The following is a 26,825-nucleotide window of genomic DNA, read 5'->3' on the forward strand; positions in this document are numbered from 1 at the left end:
GGGCGGGGCGTACTGTTCCGCCCATCTTTTCCGGAGAAATTTGATGGCTGTCGCCGTATTGCGTGAAAAACTCAACGACGAAGAACGCGAGATTGACGCACTCGTCGTTCGCGCACGCGCTGCTCAGGAACGTTACGTCGATGGCGCTACCCAAGAGCACTACGACCGTGCAGCTTTCGCTGCCGCATGGGCTCTTATGGAGCCTGCCCGCAATTCAGAACTTGCTGAAATGGCAGTCGCAACCACGGGTCTTGGCAATGTTACCGACAAGATTACCAAGAACCACCGCAAGACACTCGGCCTGCTGCGCGATATTCGCCATGCCAAAACATGTGGCATTATCGAAGAGGCCCGAGGTATCACGCGCATTGCGCGGCCCGCTGGCGTGGTTGGCGCAGTCGTGCCTTCGACCAATCCGGTCGCGACCCCTACCAACAATGTCATCAACGCACTGAAAACCGGCAACGCTGTCATCCTGTCGCCAAGCCCCAAGGGTGTGCAGGTTTGCGAGAAGCTGGTGGGGTATATCCACGACGAACTTCGCAAAGTCGGTGCCGATCCTGATCTCGTTCAAATGGTGCCAGCGCCGGTGTCCAAGGCAAAGGCACAGCGGCTCATGGAGGCCGTTGATATTCTCGTTGTTACCGGTTCGCGCAACAATGTGCAGCGTGCCTACGCATCTGGCACGCCAGCTATTGGCGTGGGTGTCGGCAATGTGCCAGTTATCGTCGATGAGACCGCTGATCTCACTGATGCAGCAGCAAAGATTACCGCGTCAAAGACCTTTGATAATTCGACATCGTGCTCGTCTGAAAACGCACTGGTGGTGGTTGACGCAATCTACGATGATTTCGTTTTGGCGCTCGATGCTGCTGGTGGACGACTTCTGGCTGGCGACAGTGAGCATATGCTACGCGAGGCACTTTTCAGGCCTGAGGGCTTGAACCGCACCATGATTGCGGCGGACATATCGATGGTTCTGAAGCAGGCAGATTTGCCTGCAGATCCAGACGCGCGTTTCTTGCTCATCGAAGGGCAGGGCATCGGCGCAGAGCATCCGGAGTCAGGCGAGAAACTATCTCTTGTTTCAGGCATCTATCGTGCGCGTGATTTCGGTCATGCTTGCGAGGTTGCAACTGAAATTCTCAAGTATGAAGGTGCTGGCCATTCGATCGGCATCCACACAAGTGATGACTCCCGTGCTGTTGCGTTGGGCCACAGCATGCCGACCTGCCGGGTGATTGTGAACCAGGCGCACTGCTTTGCGACAGGTGGAGCTTTTGATAATGATATGCCGTTCTCGCTGTCAATGGGCTGCGGTACATGGGGCGGGAACTCCATCGACGACAATTTCAATCACACTCACCTCATGAACATCACTAAGGTGGTGCGAACAATTGAGCCAAATGAACCCGCGCTTGATGATATTTTTGCCGATCACTGGTCAGTCGCTGGAAAATGAGAACCGTTCGCGACGTCATAGACGCGCAGGCGGCGCGGCAGGGTGCTGCCGTTTTTCTAAAAACGCCTGATGGTGACGAGCTTACATTTCTGGAATTGCAGCGGTCGTGCCGGTCGTTTGCAGCGCGCCTTCTGGGACATGGAATTGGAGCCGGTGACAGTGTTGCTTTCGCCATGCCCAACGGTCTCGATACGGTCCGCGTCATTTTGGGCAGTCTCTATGCTGGCTGCCTTACCACGGCGGTCAATCTTGTCGCGGGTGCAACCACGATCAGCTACGTTTTGGAGCACTCTGGCGCTAAGGTTGTGTTCGTTAGTGAGGCGTCTCGCCATCTCATCGAGGGTGATGCAATTGTTGCGACCGGCGATTGGTTCGATGGCGATGACGACGAACTAACGCCTCTTTGGCCTACCGATGACGCCTTGCTAATGTACACATCGGGTACAACCGGTCGCCCAAAGGGTGTGGTCCATACGCATGCAAGTTTGCTGGCTGGCGGGGACAATGCGGTCTTGGCTCATGAACTTTCACCTGAAGACTTCGGTCTTTGCGTCTTGCCGCTCTACCATATCAATGGGCTATGCGTGTCTTTGATGGGAGCGCTCGTTTCGGGCGGTTCACTTGTCATGCCCCCGCGCTTTTCCGTGTCGACCTTCTGGTCGGATGCGCGCGATTGCACTTGGTTTTCCATCGTTCCCACGCAGGTGTCCTATTTGCTGCACGATGAAGTGGATCGTGAAATGCCAAAGCGCCTGCGCTTCGGCCGTTCCGCGTCTGCTCCTTTGTCACCTGAAATTCAGGAGGCGTTCGAGGCCCGCTTCAAGGTGCCGATTATTGAAACAATGGGCCTGACTGAAACGGCGGCTCAAATTCTATCCAACCCTATGCATGGTTTGCGAAAGATCGGCTCGCCAGGCATCCCATACGGCAATGAGGTCATAATTGCCGATCCATTGCAGATGGAGTTACCGTGCGGGGAAGAAGGCGAGATTTGTGTTCGAGGCTCCAACGTTCTGCGTGAATACCGTCAAAACCCCCAAGCTACGGCTGACGCGATCACACCTGTCGGCTGGCTGCGTACCGGTGATCTTGGGCGGATGGACGAGGATGGCTTTGTCTTCGTGACCGGTCGGTTGAAGGAACTTATTATAAAAGGTGGCGAAAACATCGCCCCACGGGAAGTGGATGATGCGCTTTACACCCATCCCGATGTTATCGAAGCGGGTGCTTTCGCTAGAGCCTGCGCTGACTACGGTCAGCGCGTAGAAGCTGCGGTGAAACTAACCGAAGGTTCTACGTTGACCTCGGATGCGCTGGTGAAGTTGTGTCGTGAGCGTATTGGCAATTTCAAAGCGCCTGACCACGTTCATATTCTATCAGAGCTGCCCAAAGGGCCATCCGGCAAGATACAACGGCTTACGTTGGCAGAGCTGACATCGGTGTAGCGCGTCTTTGTCCAAGCGCGTTTGAATTATCCTTACAGTCTCCTACTGACGTGCTATCTCTTTGCGAAGAGTTTGGATAAGGAGCGCCCGTTGTGAGAGTTGCCCTGGGTTTTGCGATTATGATGATGACAACAGCGAATGCTGTTGCCGATGTAGAGGTTTCCTTCCGCGAGGGTGCGCCTAAAGATCGCTTTGAGATCGTGAACACATCGAAATGCAAACTGGCAAATGCAGAACTGGTGATTGATCTTAATGGATCTGCCGGTGGTCTTATCTTTGATGTCACTGCGACTGGCGCTGGTGTTGAAGTTTTCCAACGGTTTGAAGTCGTAGCAGGCAACGAATTCCTGACAAACGAACCTCAAGTTAAAGACGGTGATCGTAGCCTTGCGCTATCGATTGGAACTCTGCCTGCAGGTGGAAAAATCGGTTTCACAATAGATGTCGATGACACGGCTAACAGCCGCGAAATCACTGTCACCGATAGCGAATTGAGCGGCGCAAAGGTTGTGCTTCGCGGGGCAAACGGGACCGTGGAAAAAGCGTTTGGTTCCCGGCCGAGCCTGAAGCTCGATGGTTCAATCTGTTAGTCGGGACAGAACTCTAGACCGTTAGGAATGCTCTGACACGCTCTTGGTCAAGGCTTTCCGGCGCGCCTGCGTGCACAATCTGGCCGCGATCCATAATAGTAATATGATCGCCAATTTCGCGGCAGAAATCCAGATATTGCTCCACCAACAGAATGGTGATGCCTTGATCGCGCAGAGAGACGAGCGCCCGTCCAATGTCTTTGATGATGGAAGGTTGAATCCCTTCGGTCGGCTCGTCGAGCACCAGCAGTTTGGGCCGCAACACTAGCGCGCGACCAATGGCGAGTTGCTGTTGTTGGCCGCCTGATAGATCACCACCGCGCCGCGACAGCATTTCTTTGAGTACGGGAAAGAGTTTAAAGATCGTGTCTGGGATGGAACGCTGCGCCCTTGGCAGGGCTGAGAATCCGGTTTGCAGATTTTCTTTTACCGTCAGCAGCGGGAAAATTTCCCGGCCTTGTGGCACAAAGCCAATGCCTGCACGGGCGCGGTCATGGACGTGCTTCTTAGTGAAAATGGAACCGTCGAACTGAACGTCTCCATGCGACAGCGGATGCTGGCCAATGACCGCGCGCAGAAGGCTCGTTTTACCCACGCCATTGCGACCCAGAACGCAGGTGATTTTTTGTTCAGTAATATCCAAGGATACGCCGCGTAGTGCTTGCGATGCGCCGTATTGAAGGTGAGCATCTGATACGGTGAGCATGATCTAACGTCCTAGATACACGTCGATGACGCGCTGATCGGCGCTTACGCTATCAAGCTGGCCCTCGGCCAAAACTGCGCCCTCGTGCAGGCAGGTTACCTTCACGTCTAAATCTCGAATGAAATCCATATCGTGCTCCACAACTACGACCGTGTGATCTCGCGCGATCTCGCGAAGCAGTCTGGCTGTCTCTTCGGTCTCGGCATCGGTCATGCCTGCGACTGGCTCATCGACCAGCAACAGTTTTGGATCTTGAGCCAGCAACATGCCGATCTCCAACCATTGCTTTTGACCGTGTGACAGATCGGCGGCGAAGTCCTTGCGACGCTCACCGAGGCGGATTGTGTCGAAGATTTCGTTCATGCGCTGGGCTTCTGCTTTGCCGCCGGGGTCCAGCAGCATTGTCTTGATAGAGCGGCGTCCGGACATAGCGAGTAGCAGGTTGTCCTCCAACGTGTGGCTTTCGAAGACTGTGGGCTTCTGAAATTTTCGACCTATTCCCATGGTGGCAATCGCGGACTCATCATAGGTGATGAGGTCGTGTTTCCCATCGAACCATACGTCACCTTCGTCGGGTGCGGTTTTGCCGGTGATGATGTCCATCATCGTGGTTTTACCCGCCCCGTTGGGGCCGATAATGGCGCGCATTTCGCCTGGCTCTAAAATCATCGATAGACCGTTGATTGCTTTGAAGCCGTCGAAGGCGACGTGGACGTTATCGAGATATAGCATTGATGATGTAACGCGGTTGGACATGATTACTCCGCCGCCTGAGGCTGAGGTTTCGGTAATGCTAGTTCACCGTCCTCCAGATGTTTGCTGGTCCTGATGCCACGTTTTGCAATCCAGCCCTCGCGCAATGTGCCTATGACGCCCTTAGGCAGGAACAGTGTTGTCAGCACGAAGAGCGCGCCCAAGACGAAGAGCCAGACCTCAGGGAACAAACCTGTGAACCAGCTCTTCCCGCCATTCACGAGGAAGGCTCCGATCACGGGACCGATGATGGTTCCGCGTCCGCCGACGGCGGTCCAGATAACGACCTCAATGGAGTTCGCTGGTGCAAATTCACCTGGGTTGATGATGCCGACCTGTGGCACGTAAAGCGCACCTGCAATGCCTGCCATGACTGCGGAAAGTGTCCAGACGAACAGCTTCACTTTCTCTGGCCTGTAGCCGAGGAAGCGTGTGCGGCTTTCAGCATCACGAGTTGCAATCATCAACTTGCCGAAGCGGGAGCGCGTGACCAACGCGGTGATGACGAGGAAGAGGCAAAGGAAAATTGCGCTCGTTGCAAACAAGGCTGCCCGCGTCTCTCTGGTCTGGATATCGAAGCCCAGAATGTCCTTGAAGTCGGTCAGGCCGTTGTTACCGCCGAAGCCCATATCGTTGCGGAAGAAGGCCAACAACAAAGCGTAGGTCATGGCCTGCGTGATGATTGACAGATAGACACCCGATACGCGTGAGCGGAAGGCGAGCCAACCGAAAACGAAGGCTAGTAGACCCGGTACGAACATCGCCATAAGTGCTGCGAACCAGAACTGGTCGAAGCCATACCAGAACCACGGTAGTTCCTTGTAGTTCAGGAAGACCATGAAGTCTGGCAGGACCGGGTTGCCATACACCCCGCGGGTGCCGATCTGGCGCATGAGATACATGCCCATTGCGTAGCCACCCAGCGCAAAGAAAGCGCTATGGCCCAGCGACAGAATTCCGCAATACCCCCAGACGAGATTCAGCGATACTGCAAGCATGGCATAGCAGAGAAATTTGCCTAGCAACGCCACTGCATAGTCTGGAACATGCAGCGCGCTGTCGGGCGGGAAGCCGAGATTGGCAATGGCGATGGCAATTGCCAATAGTGTGATCGTGGCGACTGAAATCCACGTGCCGCGTCCCGGCCCGGTCGCCGTGTTGAACGACGTCACGATTCCACCGCCCGGCCCTTTAGAGCGAACAGACCGCGTGGGCGCTTCTGGATGAACAGGATGATGGCGATCAGCACGATAACCTTACCCAGAACTGCGCCAGCATAGGGTTCGAGGAACTTGTTGATGATGCCGAGCGACATCGCGCCCACCAAAGTACCCCAAAGATTACCCACGCCGCCGAACACGACGACCAGAAAGCTGTCGATGATGTAGGATTGGCCGAGATTGGGGGACACGTTGCCGATCTGGGAAAGCGCAACGCCCGCGATACCCGCGATGCCGGACCCCAATGCAAATGTCATTGCATCGACCCATGATGTGCGAATGCCCATCGCGCCAGCCATGCGCCGGTTCTGGGTAACAGCCCGCATGTCGAGCCCGAAAGAAGTGCGATTAATGATAAAGAAGAGCGCGGCGAAGACGGCCATAGCGAAGACGAATATCCAAAGCCGGTTCCAAGTGATGGAGAGTTGACCGAGTTCGAATGCACCCGACATCCAGTCCGGATTTCCGACCTCACGATTTGTGGGGCCAAAGATACTGCGTACTGTTTGTTGCAAGATGAGCGACACACCCCATGTCGCCAGAAGTGTTTCCAACGGGCGACCGTAAAGAAAACGGATCAGGCCGCGTTCCATGATGAGACCTACCGTCCCGGAAACGAGAAACGCCAAAGGCAAAGCGATGGCTAGCGACCAGCCAAAGAGTTCAGGCGCGGTGGCGCGGATGAATTCCTGCACGGCAAAGGTGGTGTAGGCACCCAACATGACCATTTCGCCATGAGCCATGTTGATGACGCCCATCACTCCGAAAGTGATCGCGAGACCGATAGCGGCGAGCAACAGGACCGAACCGAGCGAAATGCCGTACCAGATGTTCTGTGCATTCGCCCAAATGGCGAGGCTGCTTTCGATCTTCGCTATCTCGTTCGCAATGGCTGATTTCAATTCGCCTTCGCTTTGACCTTCAAAGCGCGACAGTAGTGAAAGTGCCTCACGGTCGCCGCGTGCAGCGATATGTTTTACGGCGGTGATTTTATCCGCATCGTCGCGACCACTGGCTAGCGTGGCGCTGGCGCGAGCGTCTTCGAAGGCCGCTTTTACATCCTGATTTTGCTCATCTTTAATTGCCACTTCGAGCGCTTCTAAAGCCGAGGCGTCGGCTGTTTCAAAAATCGTGGAGGCGGCGCGTAACCGTCGGTCGATAGACGGGGACATTAATGTAAGACCGGAAAGCGCAGCTGAGATTTTACGGCGGATCGAATTTTTTACCCGGACTTTTTTGAATTTTTCAGGATCATCCGTGCCAACATCAACTGTCTCACGGGTGATGGGGTCAAGCGCCTGGCCGGACGTTACAATGAAAACTGCTCCATCGCTGCGGCGAAAGCGCAGATTGCCGGCAGATAAGGCGCGCAAAGCATTTCCGACTTCCGGATCACCCGTGGCGGCCAGCTTGTCGATGACTACCTCAACGCCCTTGAAGCCTTTGGCGGTGGCGAATTCTGATATGATTGGGCCCAGTGTTGCGCGGTCTGCAAAAGCTGGTGTTGTGATCAGGGCAAACAGCAGCCCGATCAGAGCAAGAATACGCGTCATAGAAGTCCCGTCGGCGGCTTGCTGGAATAAAAAGTTCGCAGCGACCTCATCTTGCTAGAAACCATCGGGAGGATGAATTTTGCACTTTGGGCAAGGAAAGGTCGCTGCGACAGTAAACGATCCGGACTGTCTGGGAGGAGCTTATGTCCGGACCGAGGGCGTTAAGGCTAAGCGTCAGCTACCGACGCAGGCCTTTGTCTCGGTGTTGTAGTTGCCGCAATTCAGCTCGACCCAATCAGATTTGAGGGGGGCTGATTCAGGCAGATAATCGGACCAAGCATCGCCAGGAACGAGATCATCGGTCTGGGAGACCACCTCGAACTGACCGTCTGCCTGTATCTCGCCGATAAGAACCGGCTTGGTGATATGATGGTTTGCCAACATTGTGGACATGCCACCGGTCAGGTTCGGGACCGTGATGCCGGGCAACGCTGCGATAACGGCATCGGAATCGGTGGTTCCAGCAGCTTCAACTGCCTTCACCCACATATTGAAACCGATGTAATGCGCTTCCATTGGGTCGTTGGTCACCCGCTCAGGGTTTTTGGTGAACTCTCTCCATTTGGCGATGAATTCGGCGTTTTCTGGAGCTTCGACGGACTGGAAATAATTCCACGCGGCGAGGTGACCAACGAGAGGTGCGGTGTCAAAGCCTGCAAGCTCTTCTTCACCGACTGAAAATGCGACAACGGGAATATCAGAGGCTTTGACGCCTTGGTTGCCGAGTTCCTTGTAGAAAGGAACGTTGGCATCGCCGTTGACCGTGGAGACCACGGCGGTCTTCTTCCCGGCCGAACCGAAGCCTTTTATGTCCGACACAATCGTTTGCCAATCGGAGTGACCGAAGGGTGTGTAGTTGATCATGATGTCTTCGGCCGCAACGCCTTTAGACTTCAGGTAGGCTTCGAGAATTTTGTTGGTGGTGCGCGGGTAAACGTAGTCGGTACCTGCCAGAACCCACCGCTCCACGCCTTCTTCTTCCAGCAGGTAATCGACGGCAGGAATAGCCTGCTGGTTCGGCGATGCACCCGTGTAGAACACGTTGCGTTCGCTCTCTTCGCCTTCGTACTGAACTGGATAGAAGAGGATGGAATTCAGTTCCTTGAACACCGGCAAAACGGACTTGCGGGATACAGAGGTCCAGCAACCGAAAACAACGGACGAACCGCTTGCTGAGATCAGTTCGCGTGCCTTTTCAGCAAAGAGCGGCCAGTCTGATGCGGGATCAACAACGACAGCTTCCAGCTTCTTGCCCAACAGACCGCCCTTGGCGTTTTGCTGCTCAATGAGCATCAGCATCACGTCTTTAAGAGTCGTTTCAGAGATTGCCATGGTGCCGGACAGCGAGTGCAGGATGCCGACTTTGATCGTTTCATCAGCGGCCAAAGCGATGTGCGAGACGCTGGTCATCAGCATGGAAGCAGCGGCGGCACTGACTAGGAATTTTCTTCTGTTCATGGGTCGTCCTATCGGTCGGATCCGGTGTGCAAATGTCACCGGTCAACAATTCCACGGCCGTCTGTTGTGCCGATGACCAGAAGCTAAATGATGCGTAGTGCTTGCGTCGTCTGCTGAATCTGAAGCAGGGTGTTGCCGAAAATGCACCACCTGAGGCCGCGCCAATGCGACATCAGACGACCCTTAAATTCATTGACGCAATCGCGCGCGCGGGTTCCATTAGGCGCGCTGCCGAGCGCATGGCGATCACTCCATCAGCTCTCAACCGGCGTTTATTGGCTGTGGAAGAAGAAATTGACGCCCCGCTTTTCGAGCGGTTGGCGACCGGTGTGCGGTTGTCTGCTGCAGGCGAATTGTTCCTCGCTCATGCTCGCCGACAGATGGCGGACATGGAGCGTATCCGTTCGCAGATAGAAGACATGAAGGGCGCGCGGCGCGGCCATGTGAGCTTTGGCTTCGATGCAGGACTGCAAATGCGTGGCTTCTCTGAAGCGATTGGCATGTACCGAGGGAATTATCCCGATGTTACGTTCGAGGTTGAACGCATCGACCGCGATGATGTGCAGCGCAGCCTGAGCGACTACCGCATCGATCTGGCAGGGGTTGTGCAGCCGGAGTCATTTCCGAACATGACGACTTTGGCCGTCGCGCCATTGTTGATCTCGGCGGTGGTGCACGAAAGCCATCCACTGGCTTCGAAAGAGCAAGTGACCTTCAACGACCTTCTACCGTGCCCGCTTGTGATGCCACCTAGAGGTTCGTTGCGTGATCTTCTTGACGTGGCGGCCCGAAGGCAGGACTTCGAACTGCGCCCGGTTCTTGAAGGTGAATTGCCCTTCGCACAATATGAAATGGAAAGCGGTGAGGCAGTGGGTTTTGCCGCTAATGTCTCGACGCGAAGAGAGGTTGTGTGGCCCGGAATGGTCAACATTCCTCTGTCACCCCGGGATATGGCGACACCGAACTTGCACCTCGTGCAGTTACGCGGAAGAGCGCTTTCGGTAGCTGCAAGCCGGTTCGCTGATATGCTGGTACAGCGCTTTGCAAAATATCGTGGCGATGACTGAATGTAGTCCCCCGACCTGCTAAGGCCGGGGGCATTTAAAGTTAGCGGTGCAGATCGAAGCGGTCCAAATTCATGACCTTGGCCCAAGCGGCTGCAAAGTCGGCGACGAATTTCTTCTCGCCATCGGCAGAGGCATAGACCTCGCCAAGCCCGCGCAGGATCGAGTTGGAACCAAACAGCAGATCAATGCTGGTGCCGGTCCATTTCGTTTCGCCTGTCGCGCGATCAGCACCTTCGTAGCTGTTCTTCGACGTGGCTTTCCATTCCGTGCCCATGTCCAGCAGGTTGACGAAGAAGTCGTTCGTCAGAGTTCCAGGACGATCGGTGAAGACGCCGTTGGATGAGCCGTCTGCGTTGGCACCAAGAACGCGCATGCCGCCAACGAGAACGGTCATTTCCGGACCGGTCAGCGTCATGAGATGAGCTTTGTCGATCAGCAATTCTGCTGGTGTCCGGCCAAGGCCATCCCAGTAGAAATTGCGGAAACCATCAGCGCGGGGTTCGAGAATTTCGAAGGATTCGACATCCGTCATTTCTTGTGTCGCGTCTGTGCGGCCCGGTGTGAATGGCACGGACACATCGTTTCCACCATCTTTCGCAGCTTTTTCGATTGCTGCTACGCCGCCCAACACGATGGTGTCGGCCAGCGAGATAGCTTTGCCGTCGGTCTGCGCATCGTTGAAGGACGAACGGACACCCTCCAGCACAGCCAGCACATCCGTAAGTTCACCGGGATTGTTCACTTCCCACTCGTTTTGCGGAGCAAGGCGCAGGCGCGCACCATTGGCACCACCGCGCTTGTCTGAATCACGATAGGTGGCCGCTGAAGCCCACGCTGTGGTGACCAGTTGCGTGACTGTCAGACCGCTATCAAGCAATGTTGCTTTCAGCGCGGTGATGTCAGCATCGTTGACCAATTCGTGGTCCACCGCTGGAATTGGGTCCTGCCAAAGTTCTGGCTTAGCTGGCACGAGTGGGCCGAGGCAGCGCTCGTAAGGGCCCATGTCACGATGGGTAAGCTTGTACCAAGCCTTTGCAAAAGCTTTCGCGAACTCATCCGGGTTCTCGTGGAAACGTTTCGAGATTTTCGCGTAGGCCGGGTCTTCTTTCAACGCGATATCAGCGGTGAACATGATGGGCTGGTGGGTTTTGCCTTCGATATGTGCGTCGGGCACCATGTCGGCCGCTGCACCATCTTTCGGCACCCACTGAATTGCGCCGGCAGGGCTGCGTGTCTGTTCCCAGTCGAAACCGAACAGGTTGTCGAAATATCCGTTGTCCCATTTGGTCGGATGGGCAGTCCATGCCCCTTCGAGACCCGATGTGATCGTGTCTGCGCCGTGGCCTTTACCGAACGTGTTGCGCCATCCGGTTGCCTGCTCTTCGAGGCCTGCGCCTTCCGGTTCTGAACCGACATATTCGCCCGGGTCTGCAGCGCCGTGGCCCTTGCCGAATGTGTGGCCACCGGCGGCGAGTGCGACTGTTTCCTCATCGTTCATCGCCATACGGCCAAAGGTTTCGCGAATGTCTGCAGCGGATGCCAGCGGATCAGGGTTGCCGTTAGGGCCTTCCGGATTCACGTAGATGAGACCCATCTGCACTGCGCCAAGTGGATTTTCCAACTCGCGCTCGCCAGTGTAGCGCTGATCGTCCAGCCACTCGGTTTCAGGGCCCCAGTATATGTCTTCCTCTGGCTCCCAGATGTCTTCGCGACCACCTGCGAAGCCATGAGTTTCCAAGCCCATGGATTCCAGCGCAACGTTGCCGGTGAGGATCATCAGGTCGGCCCATGAAATTTTGCGACCGTATTTCTGTTTGATCGGCCACAACAGGCGACGGGCCTTGTCGAGGTTGCCATTGTCCGGCCAGCTGTTCAGTGGTGCGAAGCGCAGGTTGCCAGCACCAGCGCCACCGCGACCATCACCGATGCGGTATGTGCCAGCTGAGTGCCAAGCCATGCGGATGAAGAACGGGCCGTAATGGCCATAATCTGCCGGCCACCAGTCCTGCGAGTCCGTCATCAAAGCGTGAAGGTCGGTCTTCACAGCTTCAAGATCGAGGCTCTCGAATTCGGCTGCGTAGTCGAAATCGTCCTCCATCGGATTCGACCTGGCGGTGTTCTGATGCAGCACCTTGAGGTTGAGCGAGTTCGGCCACCAATGCTGATTAGCCGTCGTGCCTTTGGCCGAGTGACGATCTGCGCCGCCCAGAACTGGGCATTTGCTGATGCCCTGATCATTTGTGTCTTCGAAAGCTTCGCTCATATCTATCCCTATCTGTTGGTTCCCGGAGCGTTGCGTTTGAATAGCAACAACACCGTTTTGGTGTTCGCTTGGAATCATCTGACTGTATTTTAGCTGACGCACAACGATCAGGTAAAATCATCTTTTATATAGTCATCAATAATCTATGGCTATGGCACGACGTGTTAATGATCACCGATCAAATGCTAGAATATCTGCAAGAGTAACGCTGAAACGCTCGAATTGCTCTGAGCGTGGATCGGTCTTCCGGTGAGCCAAAACGATGCGACGGGACGGCTGGGGTTCTGAAAATGGTTCGATGTTGATGCGCGTTGCTTCCTTAGGGCGCATTCGTGTCAGCAGTTCTGGCAGCAGCGTCGTGCATGCTCCGCTGGCGACCATTTCCAGCAGTGTGGCGAGGCTCGTTACGCCGGGTTCCGATGGAGGTGCCTTTAGATCGCAAGCGATAATAGCTTGTTCCCGCAGACAGTGCCCTTCTTCCAAGAGCACCAACGGTAGATCTCGTTCTTGGGCACTGCCGTGAGGAGAGGCTCTAAAGAAGCGATCCTGCCCCAAATCCCACTTCACTATACCGTCACGGCTCAACGGTGGGCTGGCGAGCACGAGATCAATCTCGCCTGCTTCCAGCTCGTTCATCAGCCGCTCAGTGATCGTTTCGCGAATGATGGGGCGTATATTGGTTTTCGACAAACCATCGTAGATGCGCCTTACTACGAATGGCGCGATGGATGGGATGATACCCAGCCGCACTGGCCCTGTCAGATCACCGGCATACGCACCCGCCATTCCCTCAACTTCGGATGATGCAGCAAGGATAGCGATAGCCCGTTCAGCCAACTCATGACCGGCATCGGTGATACGGGCGCCACGGGCATGACGTTCCGCTAGCTGCAACCCGGTGATTGTTTCGAGTTCTGCAATACGAGCCGATAAGGCGGGTTGTGATACGCCGACGGCGGCTGCCGCGCGGCCAAAATGTTCAGCTTCGACCAAGGCACGGAAATATCGCAGGTGGCGCAGTGTTAATTGCATGGCTGCAAAGTGGTAGACACCACTATCATTCGCAAGAGTGTGCCGTGGCTTTATAGGCCCGAAGCGGTGGCATGGGCCACGCGAATGACGATAGAGTAATTCTTCACCGCAATACGGGTTCGTCCTTGGCTTCCGATTTTCCATCTCCTCGCCGCGGCGTTCTCTTAACTGTTGTCTCTGTCACGCTGGCGACTGTTCTGCTTCTGCTTTTGGCGTCGCAATCTTACTTCCGCAGCATCGAGGTGAGCGATGCGCGCAACCGTTTATCGCTCTATGCACGAGGGTTTGACGACGCTGTGAAGCGGTTCGACGACATGCCGTTCGTGTTGGCCAACGATGTGCGTGTGGTGTCTACGTTGGCGGGCGATGGTGTCGGTGAAATGAACGATCTTTTGGAACGGTTTGCAGATCGCTCCGGTCTCGAGGCGATCTACATCATGGACCCGACAGGACTGGTGATCGCAGCTTCGAATCATAGAAAACCGCGAACATTCCTTGGTCAGAATTATGGTTTCAGGCCTTATTTTCAGACAGCAATGGCAGGTGAGCGTGGCACCTTCTTCGGTGTTGGTGCGACCACAGGCCGTCCAGGTTATTTTGTGTCTGAGCCTGTGGTGTCGCCGACCGGTGTGCCGGGTGTAGTGGCCATCAAGATCGACCTCAGTGAGTTACAGAAGACACTCGAAGCCGAGGATGAGCGCCTTCTCGTAGAGAATAGCGATGGCATAGTAGTCCTCGCATCAGACCCCTCTTGGCTCTACGGATCGTTGAGATCCATGGATGATGAGAGGCGGTCAAGAATTCAGGCAGCACAACAGTTTGGCGGCAAACTAGGTGCTCCGCTTGATTGGCGCGAAGATGAAGGCAACGCGGTTTCATTTGGTGGAGAAAAATTGATCCATGTGTCTGGCCCAACGGGCCGTGACGGCTGGACTTTGCATTACCTTCGTAACGATGCTCGTGTGAATGAACGATCCGCTCTTGCTACTTTCTTGCTTGGCCTACTGGTTACCGCTTTGGTCGCGTTCTCGTTCTTCTTGCGATCCAAACGTATCGAGGCAGCTTTTAAAGCATCGCAGGCCGACCGAGACGAACTGCGTGCGGCCAATAGCGAATTGGAACGCGCACAGGGGCGGTTAGCAGAGGCCAGCAAGCTTGCTGCGCTCGGGCAATTATCGGCATCGGTCACTCACGAACTGGTGCAGCCCATCTCCGCATTGCGCAATCACGTTGCTGCTGCGGAAATTAGTGGAGAGTTTTCGTCGCCTGAAACGCCCCGTCGGTTCGAGCTTATTATCGGGCGTATGGAAGAGGTGACGCGGCAGTTGCGTTTCTTCTCGCGCCCGCATGACATCGCCCATGAGGCGCTTGATCTGTGCGACGTAATTCGCACGGCTTGGGACCTTCTTTTGCATGATCTTGATGAGGCAGATGTGCAGACAGAGATGAATTTGCCGGATGATCCCGTGATGATATCCGGTCATGCCCTGCGGCTAGAACGGGTGGTTATCAACCTTGTTCGAAATGCCGCCGGTGCCATGGTGGATTCATCATTGCAGCATCTTACGCTAACCGTAGCCAATGAGAACGGGCATGCGGTTTTAAGTGTTCGGGATACTGGAAAAGGCTTGGAAGGGGCATCTTTAGATGATCTCACTGAACCCTTTCATACCACAAAGGCCTCCGGTGACGGTATGGGATTGGGCCTTGCGATTGTGAACTCTATCGTTGCTGAACACGGTGGAACTATCGCAACGACAGACACTCAGCCGGGGGCTTGCTTCATCATCAGGTTTCCGATCTTGGCTGCTGCTGACAATGCCATTGGGACCATTGAGCAAGGAACAAGTGGGCTGAAATGACACAACATCGGATCATGATTGTTGATGATGACCGTGAGATGCGGACCTCGCTTTCGCATTTGTTAGAAAGCGGAGGCTTTGAAGCTGAAGCGTTTTCTCAAGGCGCTGAAGCGCTTGTCGCGCTAGCAGAGCGTGAGTTCGACGCTGTGCTGAGCGACGTGCGAATGCCCGGCATGGACGGACTTGAATTTCAGCAGGAAATGAAGGGACGCTTTGACGTTCCTTTCGTCTTGATGTCCGCTCACGGTGATATTGATATGGCGGTCGCTGCAATTCAGGAGGGCGCTTACACGTTCCTTGAAAAACCGTTTGATCCACGTCGATTGCTGACAATTATCGGCAACGCCGCCGAACTTCATCGCCTTACCAAGCAGGCAGAACTCGTAAACCGCAGGCTGTCAGAATTACAGGATGCCGGTTCTGCGGCGTTGGTTCGCAGCAGTTTGAGTGGTCTAAATGAACGAATAGACGGATGGCTTTTTGACACTCCGGCCAATATTCAACCGACATTCGATGCCAACGACAAACAGTCAAACGATACAGAAGGCGCGCTCCCTCTAAGACATGCAGTGGCCGCTTTTGAGAAGCGTGTCATCGCGCGCGTTCTGAAACAGCAAGACGGGCGCATGGACGATGCGGCGGCTGCGTTGGGCATTGGGCGACGGACCTTGAATGAGAAGATCGTCAAACTGGGGCTCGACAAAGACGAGCTTCTGGATAACCGCGAATAGTTCAGCCATGCACCCTGCGGAAATCCGCAGGAAAGAATGAGAGGCTGGCGGTTTTCTTCAGGCCAAGTGTCTGGTCAGCCTGTGCTGCAATCTTTATTGATGTGCGACCACCGTGGGAGCGGTGTCATCATGGAGGATTAGATGATCAAATTTACCAGACGCGCAGCGACACTTTCTGTTGCCGCATTCGCCCTTTCCGCATCGCTCGGCACCGCCGTTGCACAGGAAGCAAAAGACTATGTGCTTAACACTGCCTCAACCGGCGGCACATATCACCCGGTAGGCACTGCCATTTCTACGCTGTCGAAAGTGAAGCTGCTGCCTAAGCAGAAATTCTCGTTGACTGCTGTCAATTCTGCCGGTTCCGGTGCGAACGTGCAGGCCATGGGTTCCGGCGCCGCCGACTTCGCCATTTTGCAAGGCCTGTTCGGTTCCTACGCTGCTACCGGTACCGGCCCTGTCAGTGCACCACAGACCAACATGCGCTCCGTCACCATGCTTTGGCAGAACGTGGAGCAGTTTGTTATCGCCAACGATATGGTCAAAACTGGTACCGTCGAAGACCTGAAGGCGACCAAAGGTAAGACAGTCGGCATGGGCCGCAAGAACTCGGGCACCATTGGCTCCAACACGGTGCTTCTATCCGGCCTCGGTTTAGATGTTGCTGCTGACTTTGAATTGGTCGATGCCGGTTACGGCCCGACTGCTGATGCTCTGGCCAACGGTCAGGCAGTTGCTGCAGGCATTCCATCCGGTCCGCCCACTGGTGCGATTACCAAGCTTATGGCGTCTAACGCGGGCAAGTTCACCATTCTTGATGTGACTGCTGAACAGCTGGCGGCAATGGATGGTGGCCGTGATTTGTGGACGCCTTACACCATCGCTGCTGGCACGTATCCCGGTCAGGAAAAAGACATCAGCACGATCGCACAGCCTAACTTCTTGGCTGTGAATGCAAACGTTGATGAAGAGCATGTCTATCAGCTCACCAAGACGATGTATGAAAACCTGGGTTTCCTCACTGCGATCCACCCCGCAACAAAAGCCATGAAGATCGAAGCTGCAATGGCTGGTCTTCCGCTTCCGCTGCACCCCGGTGCTGCAAGGTACTACAAGGAAGTCGGCCTCGACATTCCTGAGCGCCTGATGGCCAAATAAACAGACGATAGAGCGGCGTTCGGGTAATGACCCGGACGCCGTTTTCCCTAATGCGGGAACCTTGGGAGGGGAAGCCGATGTCTGCATCCGAACCGATGCGCGATGGTGCGCGTTCCGCAATAGGAGCCGTTGATCTTCCCGACCAACAGATCACCCGCGACGATATTTTTGCAATCGATGAAGCGTCATCGCACGATGATGTGCCTCGTGTTTTACGCTGGTCCATCGTTGCGATGGCCGTTATTTTTGGTCTTTGGCACGTCGCTACCAATGTCTGGCTGACCGAGCCTATCCGCTGGCAAAATGCTATTCACTTTGCAGGCTTCGCGTTTCTTGCAGCCGTCATTTACCCGGCGTTTCAAAGCGCCGTCCGAAGCCGACGCGCATTCTATTTCGATCTCGCATATGGCCTGGTTGTTGCCGCATCCGCTCTATGGATTGCTGCCGCCGAAACCGGCTTATACGAGCGTTCGCTAGCCGAAACCGGCCTGTCTTGGCAATTTGGCCCGCTAGACTGGGCCGCTGGTGGGATACTGATTTTTGCCGCGCTGGACCTTTCCCGTCGCGTGGCTGGATGGGTCATTCCGATCCTCATCATTCTGTCTTTGGCCTACATCTTGGGCATTGGTACCATGTTGCCCGGCGTATTCCGCGCAGCCGCATTACCAGTTGATGACGTGCTTTTCCGCACTCTCTACAATGACGAGGGTATGTTCGGCATTTTGGCGACGATCTCGTCAGCAAACATCACACTCTTCATGATCTTTGGTGGCTTTCTGGTAGCCTCCGGTGCCAGCGGCTTCGTCATCGAATTATCGAAAATTGTGGCTGGTCGTATCAAGGGTGGCGCGGCTTTCGTTGCTGTCATTTCTTCTGCGCTCACCGGCACTATTTCTGGATCCGCTATCGCCAACACGGCCTCGACCGGTGTGATCACCATTCCGCTGATGAAATCGAATGGGTTCCGCCCGAAATTTGCAGCCGGTGTCGAAGCTGCGGCCTCTACCGGCGGACAACTCATGCCGCCAATCATGGGGGCAGGGGCCTTCGTGATGGCAAGCTACACGTCCATTCCTTATTCCACGATTGTAACGGTCTCCATCGTTCCTGCGATCCTGTACTTCCTGTCTGTCGCGTTCATCGTGCGCATTGAAGCGGTGAAGCATGATGCCGGTTCCGACATTGATCTGACGGTGGATATGGGGCGCCTCATCTCTGGTGCTTTGGTTTTTGTCATCCCGCTCACGGTAATGATCTGGCTGCTTATGTCTGGCGTCACGCCGAGCTATGCGGCCTCGTGGGCTATCGGTTCCTTGGTGCTTGTATCGTGGGGAACCAGCTTGCTTGCACTGGTCACGGCAGGAAGGTTGAAACCGGTTACTATGGGGCCGAAGACGATCACCAACGCAATTTTGATCGGTGTTCGAAGCTCAATCATGACCGGCGTGTTGCTGGTGGCCATCGGCATCATGAACAATGCTATCGTCACGAGTGGTATTGGTAACGGCTTTTCGTTGATGATCGCCCAATGGTCGCAAGGCTCTGTCGTCTTGGCCATCGCGCTCATCGCGCTGGCATCGCTTGTGCTTGGTATGGGCCTGCCCGTGACGGCTGCTTACATCATTCTAGCGATCCTTACTGCACCGGCACTTGCTGGAATTCTGGCCGATGGCATTATCGTCGAGCAGTTGGTGGCGGGCATTTCCGATCCTGCGAAGTCGGCGATGTTCATGCTGATAGACAGTCCGCTTGTGGCAAAGGTTGCGACAGGGATGAGTTTGGAAGAAGCGCAGACGCTTGTTTCCACCATGCCGTTTGAGCTTGCCGTCACCATCAGGCCTTTGCTGGTGGACCCGACCGTGCAGGCGACATTTCTGCTGACCGCGCATCTGATCATCTTCTGGTTGAGCCAGGATTCAAACGTTACTCCGCCTGTCTGCCTCGCAGCGTTTGCGGCCGCAGGTATCGCGGGTTCCAGGCCTATGGAGACGGGATTCCAATCATGGAAGATCGCCAAAGGTCTCTACATCGTACCTTTGATGTTTGCCTACACTCCGTTGATTTCAGGCGAATGGTTCGAGGTTCTTCAGATTGGTTTCTTCGCGCTGTTTGGCATCTATGCCACCAACGCGCTGATCCAGTTTTACGCGGAAGGTCCGTTGGGAGTTATATCGGTGCCGCTGCTGATCGCTGGTTCTGCGGCTAGCTATTATCCGCTCAACTGGCCGATAAATATTGCTGGTGCGATAATGGTAGTGGCTGCAGTCGTACTGTCTGTTCGGGCAGGGCGCTCCGGTTTGAAACAACCAGTGGAAGTCGCAGCGGTAGGCTGACTAGTCGCGGCTCGTTTCTGCCAAATGGCAAGCGACTCTCGTTTTCCCCACACCACGTAATTCTGGTGGATCGACCTTGCAACGTTCCACTGCAATCGGGCAGCGCGGGTGAAACACGCAGCCTGATGGCGGGTTGATCGGGTCAGGAATTTCGCCTTCCGGCGGTGTCGCCTCGCGCCCAAATCCATCTAGTTTCGGTGCGGCCTCGAGCAGCATCTGCGTGTAGGGGTGCAACGGTGCGTCGAACAGTGTGTCGCGGTCAGCCTCTTCCACCAATTGCCCGAGATACAGCACGCCAACCTTGTCAGCCATGTGGCGAACGACGGTGAGGTCGTGGCTGATGAAAAGGTAGGTGAGGCCAAACTCGTCCTGTAGATCGCTCATGAGATTGAGCACTTGTGCCTGCACTGAAACGTCCAACGCAGACGTGGGTTCATCGCAAACGATCAACCGTGGTTCCGATGCAAGTGCGCGTGCGATGCAAATGCGCTGCCGTTGGCCGCCTGAAAACTCGTGCGGGTATTTGCCAGCATCACGAGCGGACAGGCCGACTTGTTCCAACAATTTTTCCGCCATGTCAGTCGTGTCGCCACCGCGTGCAGCAACCGGTTCGGTTATGATGGACGCAACCTTCCAGCGCGGGTTAAGGCTGGCATAGGGGTCTTGGAAAATCATCTGAATGTCGGAGCGCACCGCATCCACTTTGGCATCGTCTTCCTCGCGATAGAGGTCCACTCCTTCGATTTCTACTGCGCCAGCCGAAGGCGGTAAAAGACCGACGATGATCTTGCCGATGGTGGATTTACCCGATCCGCTTTCGCCCACAAGTCCATAAACTGTGCGTTCTTCAATCTCGAAATCTACCTTGTTCACCGCCGTAAGCAGCGCCTTGTCACGACGTTCGATCAGCCTGTTCAACCATGGCTTCGACACGTCGAAAATACGGGTGAGATTGCGGACTGCAACGAGGATACTCACAGGTACAAATCCTCGACGAACCAGCAAGCTGCACGGTTTTGATAGGCTTCGAGGCGCGGTTCCGGGTTCTGGCGGCAGCGTTCACGCGCATGTTCGCATCGTGGATGGAAGGCGCAGCCATCCGGCAGCGAGTCCAATCGCGGCATGGCACCTTCAATCTGGGTAAGGCGTTCTTTGCCCGCGGAAGCTAATGGCGTCGAACCCATGAGACCGATGGAGTAAGGGTGTTTCGGATCGGTCAGCACGTCCTTTGTTGGGCCGAGTTCTGCCAGACGTCCGGCGTACATCACGGCGACTCGGTCTGTCGCTTCTGCAATTACACCCATGTCGTGGGTGATGAGCATGACAGCTGTTTGGCGCTCGCGGCACAGACGGCGCAACAGCGCGATGATTTGTGCTTGCACCGAAACATCGAGCGCTGTGGTCGGCTCATCGGCAATGATGAAAGAGGGTTCCGCGCACAGTGCCAAAGCGATAACGACGCGCTGGCGCATGCCGCCGGAAAACTGGTGCGGGTATGCGTCGATGCGCTCTTCTGCAGCTGGAATGCCAACCTCTTTTAACCCGTCGATGGCGCGTTGATGCGCTTCATCTTTTGACACATCAAGATGTTCGAGAATGGTTTCGCGCAACTGATCACCTATGGTGAGCAAGGGGTTCAGCGAGGTTAGAGGGTCTTGGAAGACCATGCCGATTTGCTTGCCTCGCAGGCGACGCATCGGTTCGCCTTGCAGATGATCGATACGATCTCCGTTCAACCAAATCTCACCGCTGGCGATGTGGGCAGGCCGTGTCAGCAAACCTATGACGGCGTTGCCTGTCATGGATTTCCCAGCGCCTGACTCGCCCACTACGCCAAGAATTTCGCCGGGCGCGATGTCGAAACTCACACGGTCGACTGGACGGAGTACGGAATGGCGGGTTGGGATGTCGACGATCAAGTCGCGGACGGACAGAGTAGCTTCGCTGTTTCGGTTCATCTGGTGATCGCCTAGCGCAGCTTGGGGTTAAGCGCATCGCGCAGCCAGTCGCCCAGCAAATTCACGGAGAGTGCGAGAACAAGCAGCGTGACCGCAGGGAAGAGAATGATCCACCACTCGCCGGAAAACAGAAAGCCCTGACCGATGCGAATAAGCGTGCCGAGCGATGGCTGCGTGGGCGGTGCGCCGACGCCAAGGAAGGACAGCGTTGCTTCTGCGATGATGGCCAGCGCGAGTGAAATTGTAGCAATTACGAGGACGGGTGACAGCACGTTGGGCAGGATGTGACGCAGCATTATCGCGCCGGGTTTCCGGCCGATCAGTTTCGCTGCCATCACGTATTCCTTGTTGCGTTCTACCAGTGTCGCGCCCCGCACGACGCGGGCAAATTGTACCCAGTCCGACAAGCCGATGGCGATGATAAGCACCCAGATCGCCACTTCATCACGGTGTTCTACTGGCGTTACGCCTTTGGCGATGCCGAAGATAAGCATGGCGACGAGGATGGCGGGGAAGGTCAACTGCACATCGGCGATGCGCATGATGATGGTCTCGGTCCAACCACCGACATAGCCCGCCACCAAGCCCAACGTAACGCCTAGAACGAGCGCGAATAGAACGGCCGTGAACCCGACAAAAAGCGAAATCCGCATGCCGTAGAGAATGGTGGAGAAGACATCGCGGCCCTGATCGTCTGTGCCGAGCCAGAACGTGTCGCCGGTGAAAGCGTTGGGTTCCATCGGCTTGGAGAAGCCATTCATCAGATTGAGAGATGCAGGATCGAACGGATTATAAGGCGCAATCAGCGGAGCGAATACCGCAGCCAGAACCAGAATGAGAACGACCATCAGCGACACCACTGCCACCGGGGAGCGGCGGAATGACCATGCAACGTCAGAATGCCAGGCGAGGATGAGCGCGCTCATGGCTTCAACCTTCAGCTGATGAGCGGTCGACGCGCAGGCGCGGATCGATGTTGAAATAGAGGATGTCGACGATGAGGTTGATACCGACGAACATGACGGAGATCAGCATCAGATACGCAGCCATGACGGGGATATCGACGAACTGGATCGCGTTAATGAACAATAGGCCGACACCAGGCCACTGGAACACCGTTTCAGTGATGATTGCGAAGGCAATAATTGCGCCAAGCTGAAGGCCGGTAACTGTAATGACGGGCACGAGTGTGTTCTTCAGCGCGTGCCGGAAATTGACGGTTTTTTCTTTCAGGCCGCGTGCGCGTGCGAAGCGAATATAGTCCGCCCGTAGCACCTCAAGCATCTCAGACCGCACCAGCCGCATGATGAGTGTCATCTGGTAGAGACCCAGCGTGATGGACGGTAATATGAGTGCCTGCAGGCCGGACCATGTGAGGAAGCCAGTGGTCCAGCCGCCGATTTTGACTGTGTCGCCGCGCCCGAAACTGGGCAACCAGCCGAGTTCCACAGCAAACAGATAGATAAGCAAAATGCCGATGAGGAAGGTGGGCAGTGATACGCCTATCAGCGAGGTCGCCAGCACTATATTGGCCGCAACACCGTCTCGCCTGATGGCTGTGAAAACTCCGAGAACGACGCCGAAGAAGATGGCTAGAAAGCCGGAAACTGCCGCTAGTTCAAGTGTTGCGGGAGCGCGTTCCTTGAGAATCGAAGAGACCGGTCGGCCCTGTCGGTAAGATACACCGAAGTCCCCCTGCACGGCTTTGCCGAGAAACTTCGCGTATTGAATGACGAAAGGTTGGTCGAGGCCGAGTTCGCCGCGAAGGCGTTCGATATCGGCGTCAGTGCGTTCCTGTCCCAACATGTTGTCGATCGGGTCGCCAACGAAGCGGAACATGGAAAATGCCACCAGACCCACCACAAGCAGGACCACGATGGACTGGAACACACGTTGGATGGTGAAGGCGAGCATGGCATTGGCTTGCGCCACAGTTTCCTGTGGCGCAAGCCCTGATCACAGTTGGCTGCCGTTAGTTCACAGTCACCCAACGAAGCAGAAAGAAGTCGTCCGGTCGCTGTGTCAGGTCGATATTCTTGCGCGCACCCCAAACGAGAGGTTGAACGTAGAGCGGCACGTAGGCCACTTCGTCCTGCAAGATTTTCGCGCTCTCATCCAACATTGCCTGACGTTTCGTATCGTCGAGTTCAGATTGGATCTGCGGCAGTAGCTCATCAATGCGAGTGTTGGAAAAATCGCCAAAGTTCCAGGAACCAAGCTTCTTTTCAGCGTTCGGCGTGGCGGCCAAAAAGCGGATGGGGTGTTCGGCATCGAACGTACCCGGTGACCAGCCCAACAGGTACATATCGAAATTGTCTGCCCGCAGCTCCGGCCAGTAATTGCGCACCGGCATGGCATCGAGTTCGGCCTTGATGCCGATCTGAGCGAGCATCGAAACGATGGCCTGACAGACAGCTTCGTCGTTGAGATAGCGGTCGTTGGAACATTTCAGACCGAACGAGAAACCATCTGGGTAGCCCGCTTCGGTCAGCAATGTCTTGGCTGTTGCCACATCAGTTGCCGGACGTGCGGCGAGGCTTGGGGAGTAGCCGCGCATTGCGGGGCTGACGAGTTGGGACGCAGCTTCAGCCGAGCCGCGCATAATCGTCGTTAGGATAGCATCTACATTGACGGCCTGTGCCACGGCCTGACGCACCTTCACGTCTTTGAACGGGTTGGGCTTTTCAGCATCCGCGCCATATTTCAAAGTCTCCGCCTGATGGGGAAAGCCCAGCATGATGACGCGGGCTTCGATGCCCTTGATGATCTTCACGTCAGCGGTTTGTTCAAGTCGTGCAGCGTCTTGGATAGGCACCGGATTGATGAGGTCGACGTCGCCAGACAGCAGAGCAGCAACTGAAGTCGCGGGGTTCTGGATTGGCGTGAACTCGGCGCGGGTGATGTTGTGTTCCGCCGTGTCCCACCAATTGGCGAAGGGCGTTAGCACCGTTTTCAAGCCCGGCTGACGTTCGGTCAAAACGAAGGGGCCGGTGCCGTTTGCGTTTAGCGTGGCGTGGGTTTCGGTGTCTTTGGCAGGCACGGTTGAATCGTTAGCTTCGGCCCAACCCTTGTCCATAATCATGAAGTTGGCGATGGAATCTGGGAAAATTGGATTAGGTGCGGTTGTCATGAAATCGATGGTGTAGTCATCAACGATTTTCACTTCAGATACCGGCGCGAACCATGACCGTGTGTCAGCCGCTTCGCTCGAAGCGCGCTCGTATGAGAACAATACGTCTTCGGCGTTGAATTCTGCGCCATCGTGGAACGTCACGCCCTGCCGTAAGGTGAAGCGCCAACCCTTGTCGCCCAGCGGTTCCCAGCCCTCGGCCAATGCGCCTTCGATGACCATATCTTTGTCGCGGCGGACAAGGCCTTCATAGACATTGTTGAGAAACGAAAAAACCGGCGCTGAGTTGGATGCGTGGGGATCCATCGTGTCAGGGTCGGTTTTCGATGCCCATTTGAATGTTTCAGCCTGGGCCGTTGTCGCCAACAATGTTGTGGCCAGCAGGGCGGTCGCGAGGTGCTTTAGCAAGGGGAACTCACTTTCGTGGTGGTTGAAACAAATCGGCCGGGCACGAGGCCCGGCCGATAGGTATTTTAACGTTATGCCTGACTACTTCGACATTTTGAAGTATTTGAACTTTGCAGTGTCTTCTGGATCGACAACCGTGTCGACCTTGGAGGACAGACCCCAGTTCAACACTTGGTGATGAATCGGGATGTAGAGCTGCTCGTCCTGCACCACTTTCCAGATGTCAGCGATCATGCCGTTGCGCTTCTCGAGATCTGTTTCAGACGCAAGCGCCTGAATTTTGGTGTCGAGATCTGCGTTGGAGAAGCGGGTGCCGTTCCACGATCCGTATTTCTCGCCTTTGGTATGGGCGAGGAAGTTGAAGATGTATTCTGAGTCGTAAGTCGGAACACCCCAACCGAGCATGTAGAAATCTGTTTCAAGGTTGTTGATGAGCGGGAAATGCTGCGCTTTTGGCTTGGCATCCAACTGCACATCCACGCCGATCTGCGCCAGCATACCAACGGCTGCCTGACAGATACCTTCATCGTTGACGTATCGGTCGTTAGGGCAATCGAGACGGATGGAGAAGCCTTCGCCGTAGCCAGCTTCGCTCATCAGAGCTTTGGCTTTTTCCACGTCGGTGGTCGGCACAGCATCAAGCGTTTCCGTCCAGCCGTTGACAAATGGCGGTGCAATCATGCCAGCGGGGATCGATTGCTCGCGCATGACGACTTTTTTGATAGCTTCGCGGTTGATGGCCATGTTCATGGCTTGGCGAACGCGAACATCGGCCAGCGGGTTCTTGCCTTCGACGTTGTCGGAAGTCAGATCGGCATCGCCAGAGTTCATGCCGAAGAAGATAACGCGGTTCTGTGGTGCGGTCTTCACGGTCAAACCTTCAGTGCTGTTCACACGTTCGAGATCCTGCACCGGCACGTCCTGAATGAAGTCCACTTCACCTGACAGCATGGCGGCGACGCGGGTCGCAGCATTCTGGATAGGTGTGTAGATGATCTCCGTCACTTCCATGGGGAATTCGTCTTTGCCCCAGTAGTCCGTGTTCATTGTCAGAACGGTTTTGGTGTCCGGCTCGCGGGAAACCAGTTTGTAGGGGCCGGTGCCGTTGGCGTTGCGTGCCGCGAAAGTTTCTTCGCCACCTTCGTAGTCCTGGACTTTCACAGCGTTGTTAGTCTCAGCCCATGTCTTGTCGAGAATGAACATGTTGGTGAGGTTGCTGGGCATGATGGGATTGGGGCCGGTGGTTTCAATATCGACACCGTATTTTCCGTCTGCGCGGACTTCCTTCACGGAGGCCAACAGTTCCTTGAAGTCGGAATCCTTGGTCATGGCGCGGTTGAGTGAGAAGACCACGTCTTCGGAGTCAAACTCGGAACCGTCGTGGAATTTTACGCCTTCGCGTAATTTGAACTTCCAGACGTTCGGGTTGTCGGCGCTGACACCCCATTCGGTGGCGAGAGCAGGCACGATCTTACCTGTCATGTCGCGAATGATGAGCGGCTCCATGATCTGGTGCGCCAGTGAAGACGTGGGGCCTTCGTTTTGCGCATGGGGATCAAGTGTTAGCGCATCACCTGCGCGTGCCCAGCGCAGGGTTTCAGCCGATGCGGTGGTTGCCGTAAACGCGATGGCTGCGGCGAGAAGAATCTTGGTATGTTTCATAAGGGAACTCCCAGGTTGGATCGCCCAGATGCTG

Annotated in this window: 21 protein-coding genes; 8 read left to right on the forward strand and 13 right to left on the reverse strand. The window is 55.4% G+C overall.

The genetic code is table 11. The features are described from left to right. Positions 1–43 precede the first annotated feature (43 nt). From R2A130_RS08340 to R2A130_RS08350, 3 genes are all read left to right on the forward strand, one after another. Positions 44–1,462 (forward strand): aldehyde dehydrogenase family protein, encoded by a 1,419-nt coding sequence (locus R2A130_RS08340; protein ID WP_009464609.1) that lies wholly within the window; start codon positions 44–46, stop codon positions 1,460–1,462. After that, a complete protein-coding gene (locus tag R2A130_RS08345; protein ID WP_009464610.1) occupies positions 1,459–2,907 on the forward strand; it encodes an AMP-binding protein in 1,449 nt (482 codons plus the stop codon). Before R2A130_RS08340 ends, R2A130_RS08345 begins: the two co-directional genes overlap by 4 nt. A 92-nt stretch (positions 2,908–2,999) precedes the next feature. Next, on the forward strand, positions 3,000–3,497 hold the full coding sequence (locus tag R2A130_RS08350; RefSeq protein ID WP_009464611.1) for a hypothetical protein: 498 nt from the start codon (positions 3,000–3,002) through the stop codon (positions 3,495–3,497). Between the two features lie 13 nt (positions 3,498–3,510). Here the strand turns inward: R2A130_RS08350 and urtE are convergent, their stop codons facing one another. The 5 genes from urtE to urtA all read right to left on the reverse strand — a co-directional run bounded on the left by urtE (position 3,511) and on the right by urtA (position 9,145). Next, positions 3,511–4,203: an urea ABC transporter ATP-binding subunit UrtE gene (urtE, locus tag R2A130_RS08355; RefSeq protein ID WP_009464613.1), complete on the reverse strand. Its 693-nt coding sequence runs from the start codon at positions 4,201–4,203 to the stop codon at positions 3,511–3,513. Between the two features lie 3 nt (positions 4,204–4,206). Beyond that, a complete protein-coding gene (gene urtD / locus R2A130_RS08360) occupies positions 4,207–4,959 on the reverse strand; it encodes an urea ABC transporter ATP-binding protein UrtD (RefSeq protein WP_009464614.1) in 753 nt (250 codons plus the stop codon). A gap of 2 nt (positions 4,960–4,961) precedes the next feature. Further along, positions 4,962–6,131, reverse strand: a complete 1,170-nt coding sequence (urtC, locus tag R2A130_RS08365) for an urea ABC transporter permease subunit UrtC (RefSeq protein ID WP_040305490.1) — start codon at positions 6,129–6,131, stop codon at positions 4,962–4,964. Then, complete coding sequence (urtB, locus tag R2A130_RS08370; RefSeq protein WP_009464616.1) at positions 6,125–7,729, reverse strand: urea ABC transporter permease subunit UrtB; 1,605 nt, start codon at positions 7,727–7,729, stop codon at positions 6,125–6,127. The genes urtC and urtB overlap by 7 nt, the downstream gene beginning before the upstream one ends. Before the next feature lie 174 nt (positions 7,730–7,903). Then, the gene (gene urtA / locus R2A130_RS08375; RefSeq protein ID WP_371179390.1) at positions 7,904–9,145 is read right to left on the reverse strand and encodes an urea ABC transporter substrate-binding protein; all 1,242 of its coding nucleotides are present in this window, start codon (positions 9,143–9,145) and stop codon (positions 7,904–7,906) included. 206 nt (positions 9,146–9,351) lie between these two features. Between urtA and R2A130_RS08380 the strand changes: the two genes are divergently transcribed. Continuing rightward, positions 9,352–10,254, forward strand: coding sequence for a LysR family transcriptional regulator (locus R2A130_RS08380; RefSeq protein ID WP_040305502.1), 903 nt, complete (start codon positions 9,352–9,354; stop codon positions 10,252–10,254). Between the two features lie 40 nt (positions 10,255–10,294). On the opposite strand, the gene katG is transcribed toward R2A130_RS08380, so the two are convergent. Together katG and R2A130_RS18460 are read right to left on the reverse strand one after the other, a co-directional pair. Then, positions 10,295–12,517: a catalase/peroxidase HPI gene (katG, locus tag R2A130_RS08385; protein WP_040305491.1), complete on the reverse strand. Its 2,223-nt coding sequence runs from the start codon at positions 12,515–12,517 to the stop codon at positions 10,295–10,297. Between the two features lie 171 nt (positions 12,518–12,688). Then, the gene (locus R2A130_RS18460; protein WP_009464620.1) at positions 12,689–13,549 is read right to left on the reverse strand and encodes a LysR family transcriptional regulator; all 861 of its coding nucleotides are present in this window, start codon (positions 13,547–13,549) and stop codon (positions 12,689–12,691) included. 71 nt (positions 13,550–13,620) lie between these two features. Between R2A130_RS18460 and R2A130_RS08395 the strand changes: the two genes are divergently transcribed. The 4 genes from R2A130_RS08395 (at position 13,621) to R2A130_RS08410 (ending at position 19,633) form a co-directional block, all read left to right on the forward strand. Continuing rightward, entirely contained in the window at positions 13,621–15,411 is a 1,791-nt protein-coding gene (locus R2A130_RS08395) for an ATP-binding protein (protein WP_009464621.1), read from the forward strand. 14 nt (positions 15,412–15,425) lie between these two features. Then, on the forward strand, positions 15,426–16,142 hold the full coding sequence (locus R2A130_RS08400; protein WP_256364873.1) for a response regulator: 717 nt from the start codon (positions 15,426–15,428) through the stop codon (positions 16,140–16,142). A gap of 141 nt (positions 16,143–16,283) precedes the next feature. Further along, entirely contained in the window at positions 16,284–17,300 is a 1,017-nt protein-coding gene (locus R2A130_RS08405; RefSeq protein ID WP_009464623.1) for a TAXI family TRAP transporter solute-binding subunit, read from the forward strand. 77 nt (positions 17,301–17,377) lie between these two features. After that, positions 17,378–19,633: a TRAP transporter fused permease subunit gene (locus R2A130_RS08410; RefSeq protein WP_009464624.1), complete on the forward strand. Its 2,256-nt coding sequence runs from the start codon at positions 17,378–17,380 to the stop codon at positions 19,631–19,633. On the opposite strand, the gene R2A130_RS08415 is transcribed toward R2A130_RS08410, so the two are convergent. The 6 genes from R2A130_RS08415 to R2A130_RS08440 all read right to left on the reverse strand — a co-directional run bounded on the left by R2A130_RS08415 (position 19,634) and on the right by R2A130_RS08440 (position 26,791). After that, positions 19,634–20,611, reverse strand: coding sequence for an ABC transporter ATP-binding protein (locus R2A130_RS08415; RefSeq protein ID WP_009464625.1), 978 nt, complete (start codon positions 20,609–20,611; stop codon positions 19,634–19,636). Beyond that, positions 20,608–21,591, reverse strand: coding sequence for an ABC transporter ATP-binding protein (locus R2A130_RS08420; RefSeq protein ID WP_009464626.1), 984 nt, complete (start codon positions 21,589–21,591; stop codon positions 20,608–20,610). The genes R2A130_RS08415 and R2A130_RS08420 overlap by 4 nt, the downstream gene beginning before the upstream one ends. 11 nt (positions 21,592–21,602) lie before the next feature. Further along, positions 21,603–22,517, reverse strand: coding sequence for an ABC transporter permease (locus R2A130_RS08425; protein ID WP_009464627.1), 915 nt, complete (start codon positions 22,515–22,517; stop codon positions 21,603–21,605). 4 nt (positions 22,518–22,521) lie between these two features. Further along, entirely contained in the window at positions 22,522–23,505 is a 984-nt protein-coding gene (locus tag R2A130_RS08430) for an ABC transporter permease (protein WP_040305505.1), read from the reverse strand. 58 nt (positions 23,506–23,563) lie between these two features. Then, positions 23,564–25,129: an ABC transporter substrate-binding protein gene (locus tag R2A130_RS08435; RefSeq protein ID WP_009464629.1), complete on the reverse strand. Its 1,566-nt coding sequence runs from the start codon at positions 25,127–25,129 to the stop codon at positions 23,564–23,566. A gap of 81 nt (positions 25,130–25,210) precedes the next feature. Beyond that, the gene (locus R2A130_RS08440; RefSeq protein ID WP_009464630.1) at positions 25,211–26,791 is read right to left on the reverse strand and encodes an ABC transporter substrate-binding protein; all 1,581 of its coding nucleotides are present in this window, start codon (positions 26,789–26,791) and stop codon (positions 25,211–25,213) included. Positions 26,792–26,825 lie beyond the last annotated feature (34 nt).

The organism is Ahrensia sp. R2A130 (genome assembly GCF_000179775.1).
Taxonomy (GTDB): Bacteria; Pseudomonadota; Alphaproteobacteria; order Rhizobiales; family Rhizobiaceae; genus Pseudahrensia.

What these genes read in the sequence shown, in the direction of transcription:
- R2A130_RS08420 (WP_009464626.1), bottom strand. Translation starts at nt 21,591, where the DNA reads ATGAACCGAAACAGCGAAGCTACTCTGTCCGTCCGCGACTTGATCGTC.
- urtD (WP_009464614.1), bottom strand. Translation starts at nt 4,959, where the DNA reads ATGTCCAACCGCGTTACATCATCAATGCTATATCTCGATAACGTCCAC.
- R2A130_RS08425 (WP_009464627.1), bottom strand. Translation starts at nt 22,517, where the DNA reads ATGAGCGCGCTCATCCTCGCCTGGCATTCTGACGTTGCATGGTCATTC.
- R2A130_RS08430 (WP_040305505.1), bottom strand. Translation starts at nt 23,505, where the DNA reads ATGCTCGCCTTCACCATCCAACGTGTGTTCCAGTCCATCGTGGTCCTG.
- urtE (WP_009464613.1), bottom strand. Translation starts at nt 4,203, where the DNA reads ATGCTCACCGTATCAGATGCTCACCTTCAATACGGCGCATCGCAAGCA.
- R2A130_RS08440 (WP_009464630.1), bottom strand. Translation starts at nt 26,791, where the DNA reads ATGAAACATACCAAGATTCTTCTCGCCGCAGCCATCGCGTTTACGGCA.
- R2A130_RS08345 (WP_009464610.1), top strand. Translation starts at nt 1,459, where the DNA reads ATGAGAACCGTTCGCGACGTCATAGACGCGCAGGCGGCGCGGCAGGGT.
- katG (WP_040305491.1), bottom strand. Translation starts at nt 12,517, where the DNA reads ATGAGCGAAGCTTTCGAAGACACAAATGATCAGGGCATCAGCAAATGC.
- urtA (WP_371179390.1), bottom strand. Translation starts at nt 9,145, where the DNA reads ATGCTGATGACCAGCGTCTCGCACATCGCTTTGGCCGCTGATGAAACG.
- R2A130_RS08405 (WP_009464623.1), top strand. Translation starts at nt 16,284, where the DNA reads ATGATCAAATTTACCAGACGCGCAGCGACACTTTCTGTTGCCGCATTC.
- R2A130_RS18460 (WP_009464620.1), bottom strand. Translation starts at nt 13,549, where the DNA reads ATGCAATTAACACTGCGCCACCTGCGATATTTCCGTGCCTTGGTCGAA.
- R2A130_RS08380 (WP_040305502.1), top strand. Translation starts at nt 9,352, where the DNA reads ATGCGACATCAGACGACCCTTAAATTCATTGACGCAATCGCGCGCGCG.
- R2A130_RS08340 (WP_009464609.1), top strand. Translation starts at nt 44, where the DNA reads ATGGCTGTCGCCGTATTGCGTGAAAAACTCAACGACGAAGAACGCGAG.
- R2A130_RS08400 (WP_256364873.1), top strand. Translation starts at nt 15,426, where the DNA reads ATGATTGTTGATGATGACCGTGAGATGCGGACCTCGCTTTCGCATTTG.
- urtB (WP_009464616.1), bottom strand. Translation starts at nt 7,729, where the DNA reads ATGACGCGTATTCTTGCTCTGATCGGGCTGCTGTTTGCCCTGATCACA.
- R2A130_RS08395 (WP_009464621.1), top strand. Translation starts at nt 13,621, where the DNA reads ATGGGCCACGCGAATGACGATAGAGTAATTCTTCACCGCAATACGGGT.
- R2A130_RS08410 (WP_009464624.1), top strand. Translation starts at nt 17,378, where the DNA reads ATGTCTGCATCCGAACCGATGCGCGATGGTGCGCGTTCCGCAATAGGA.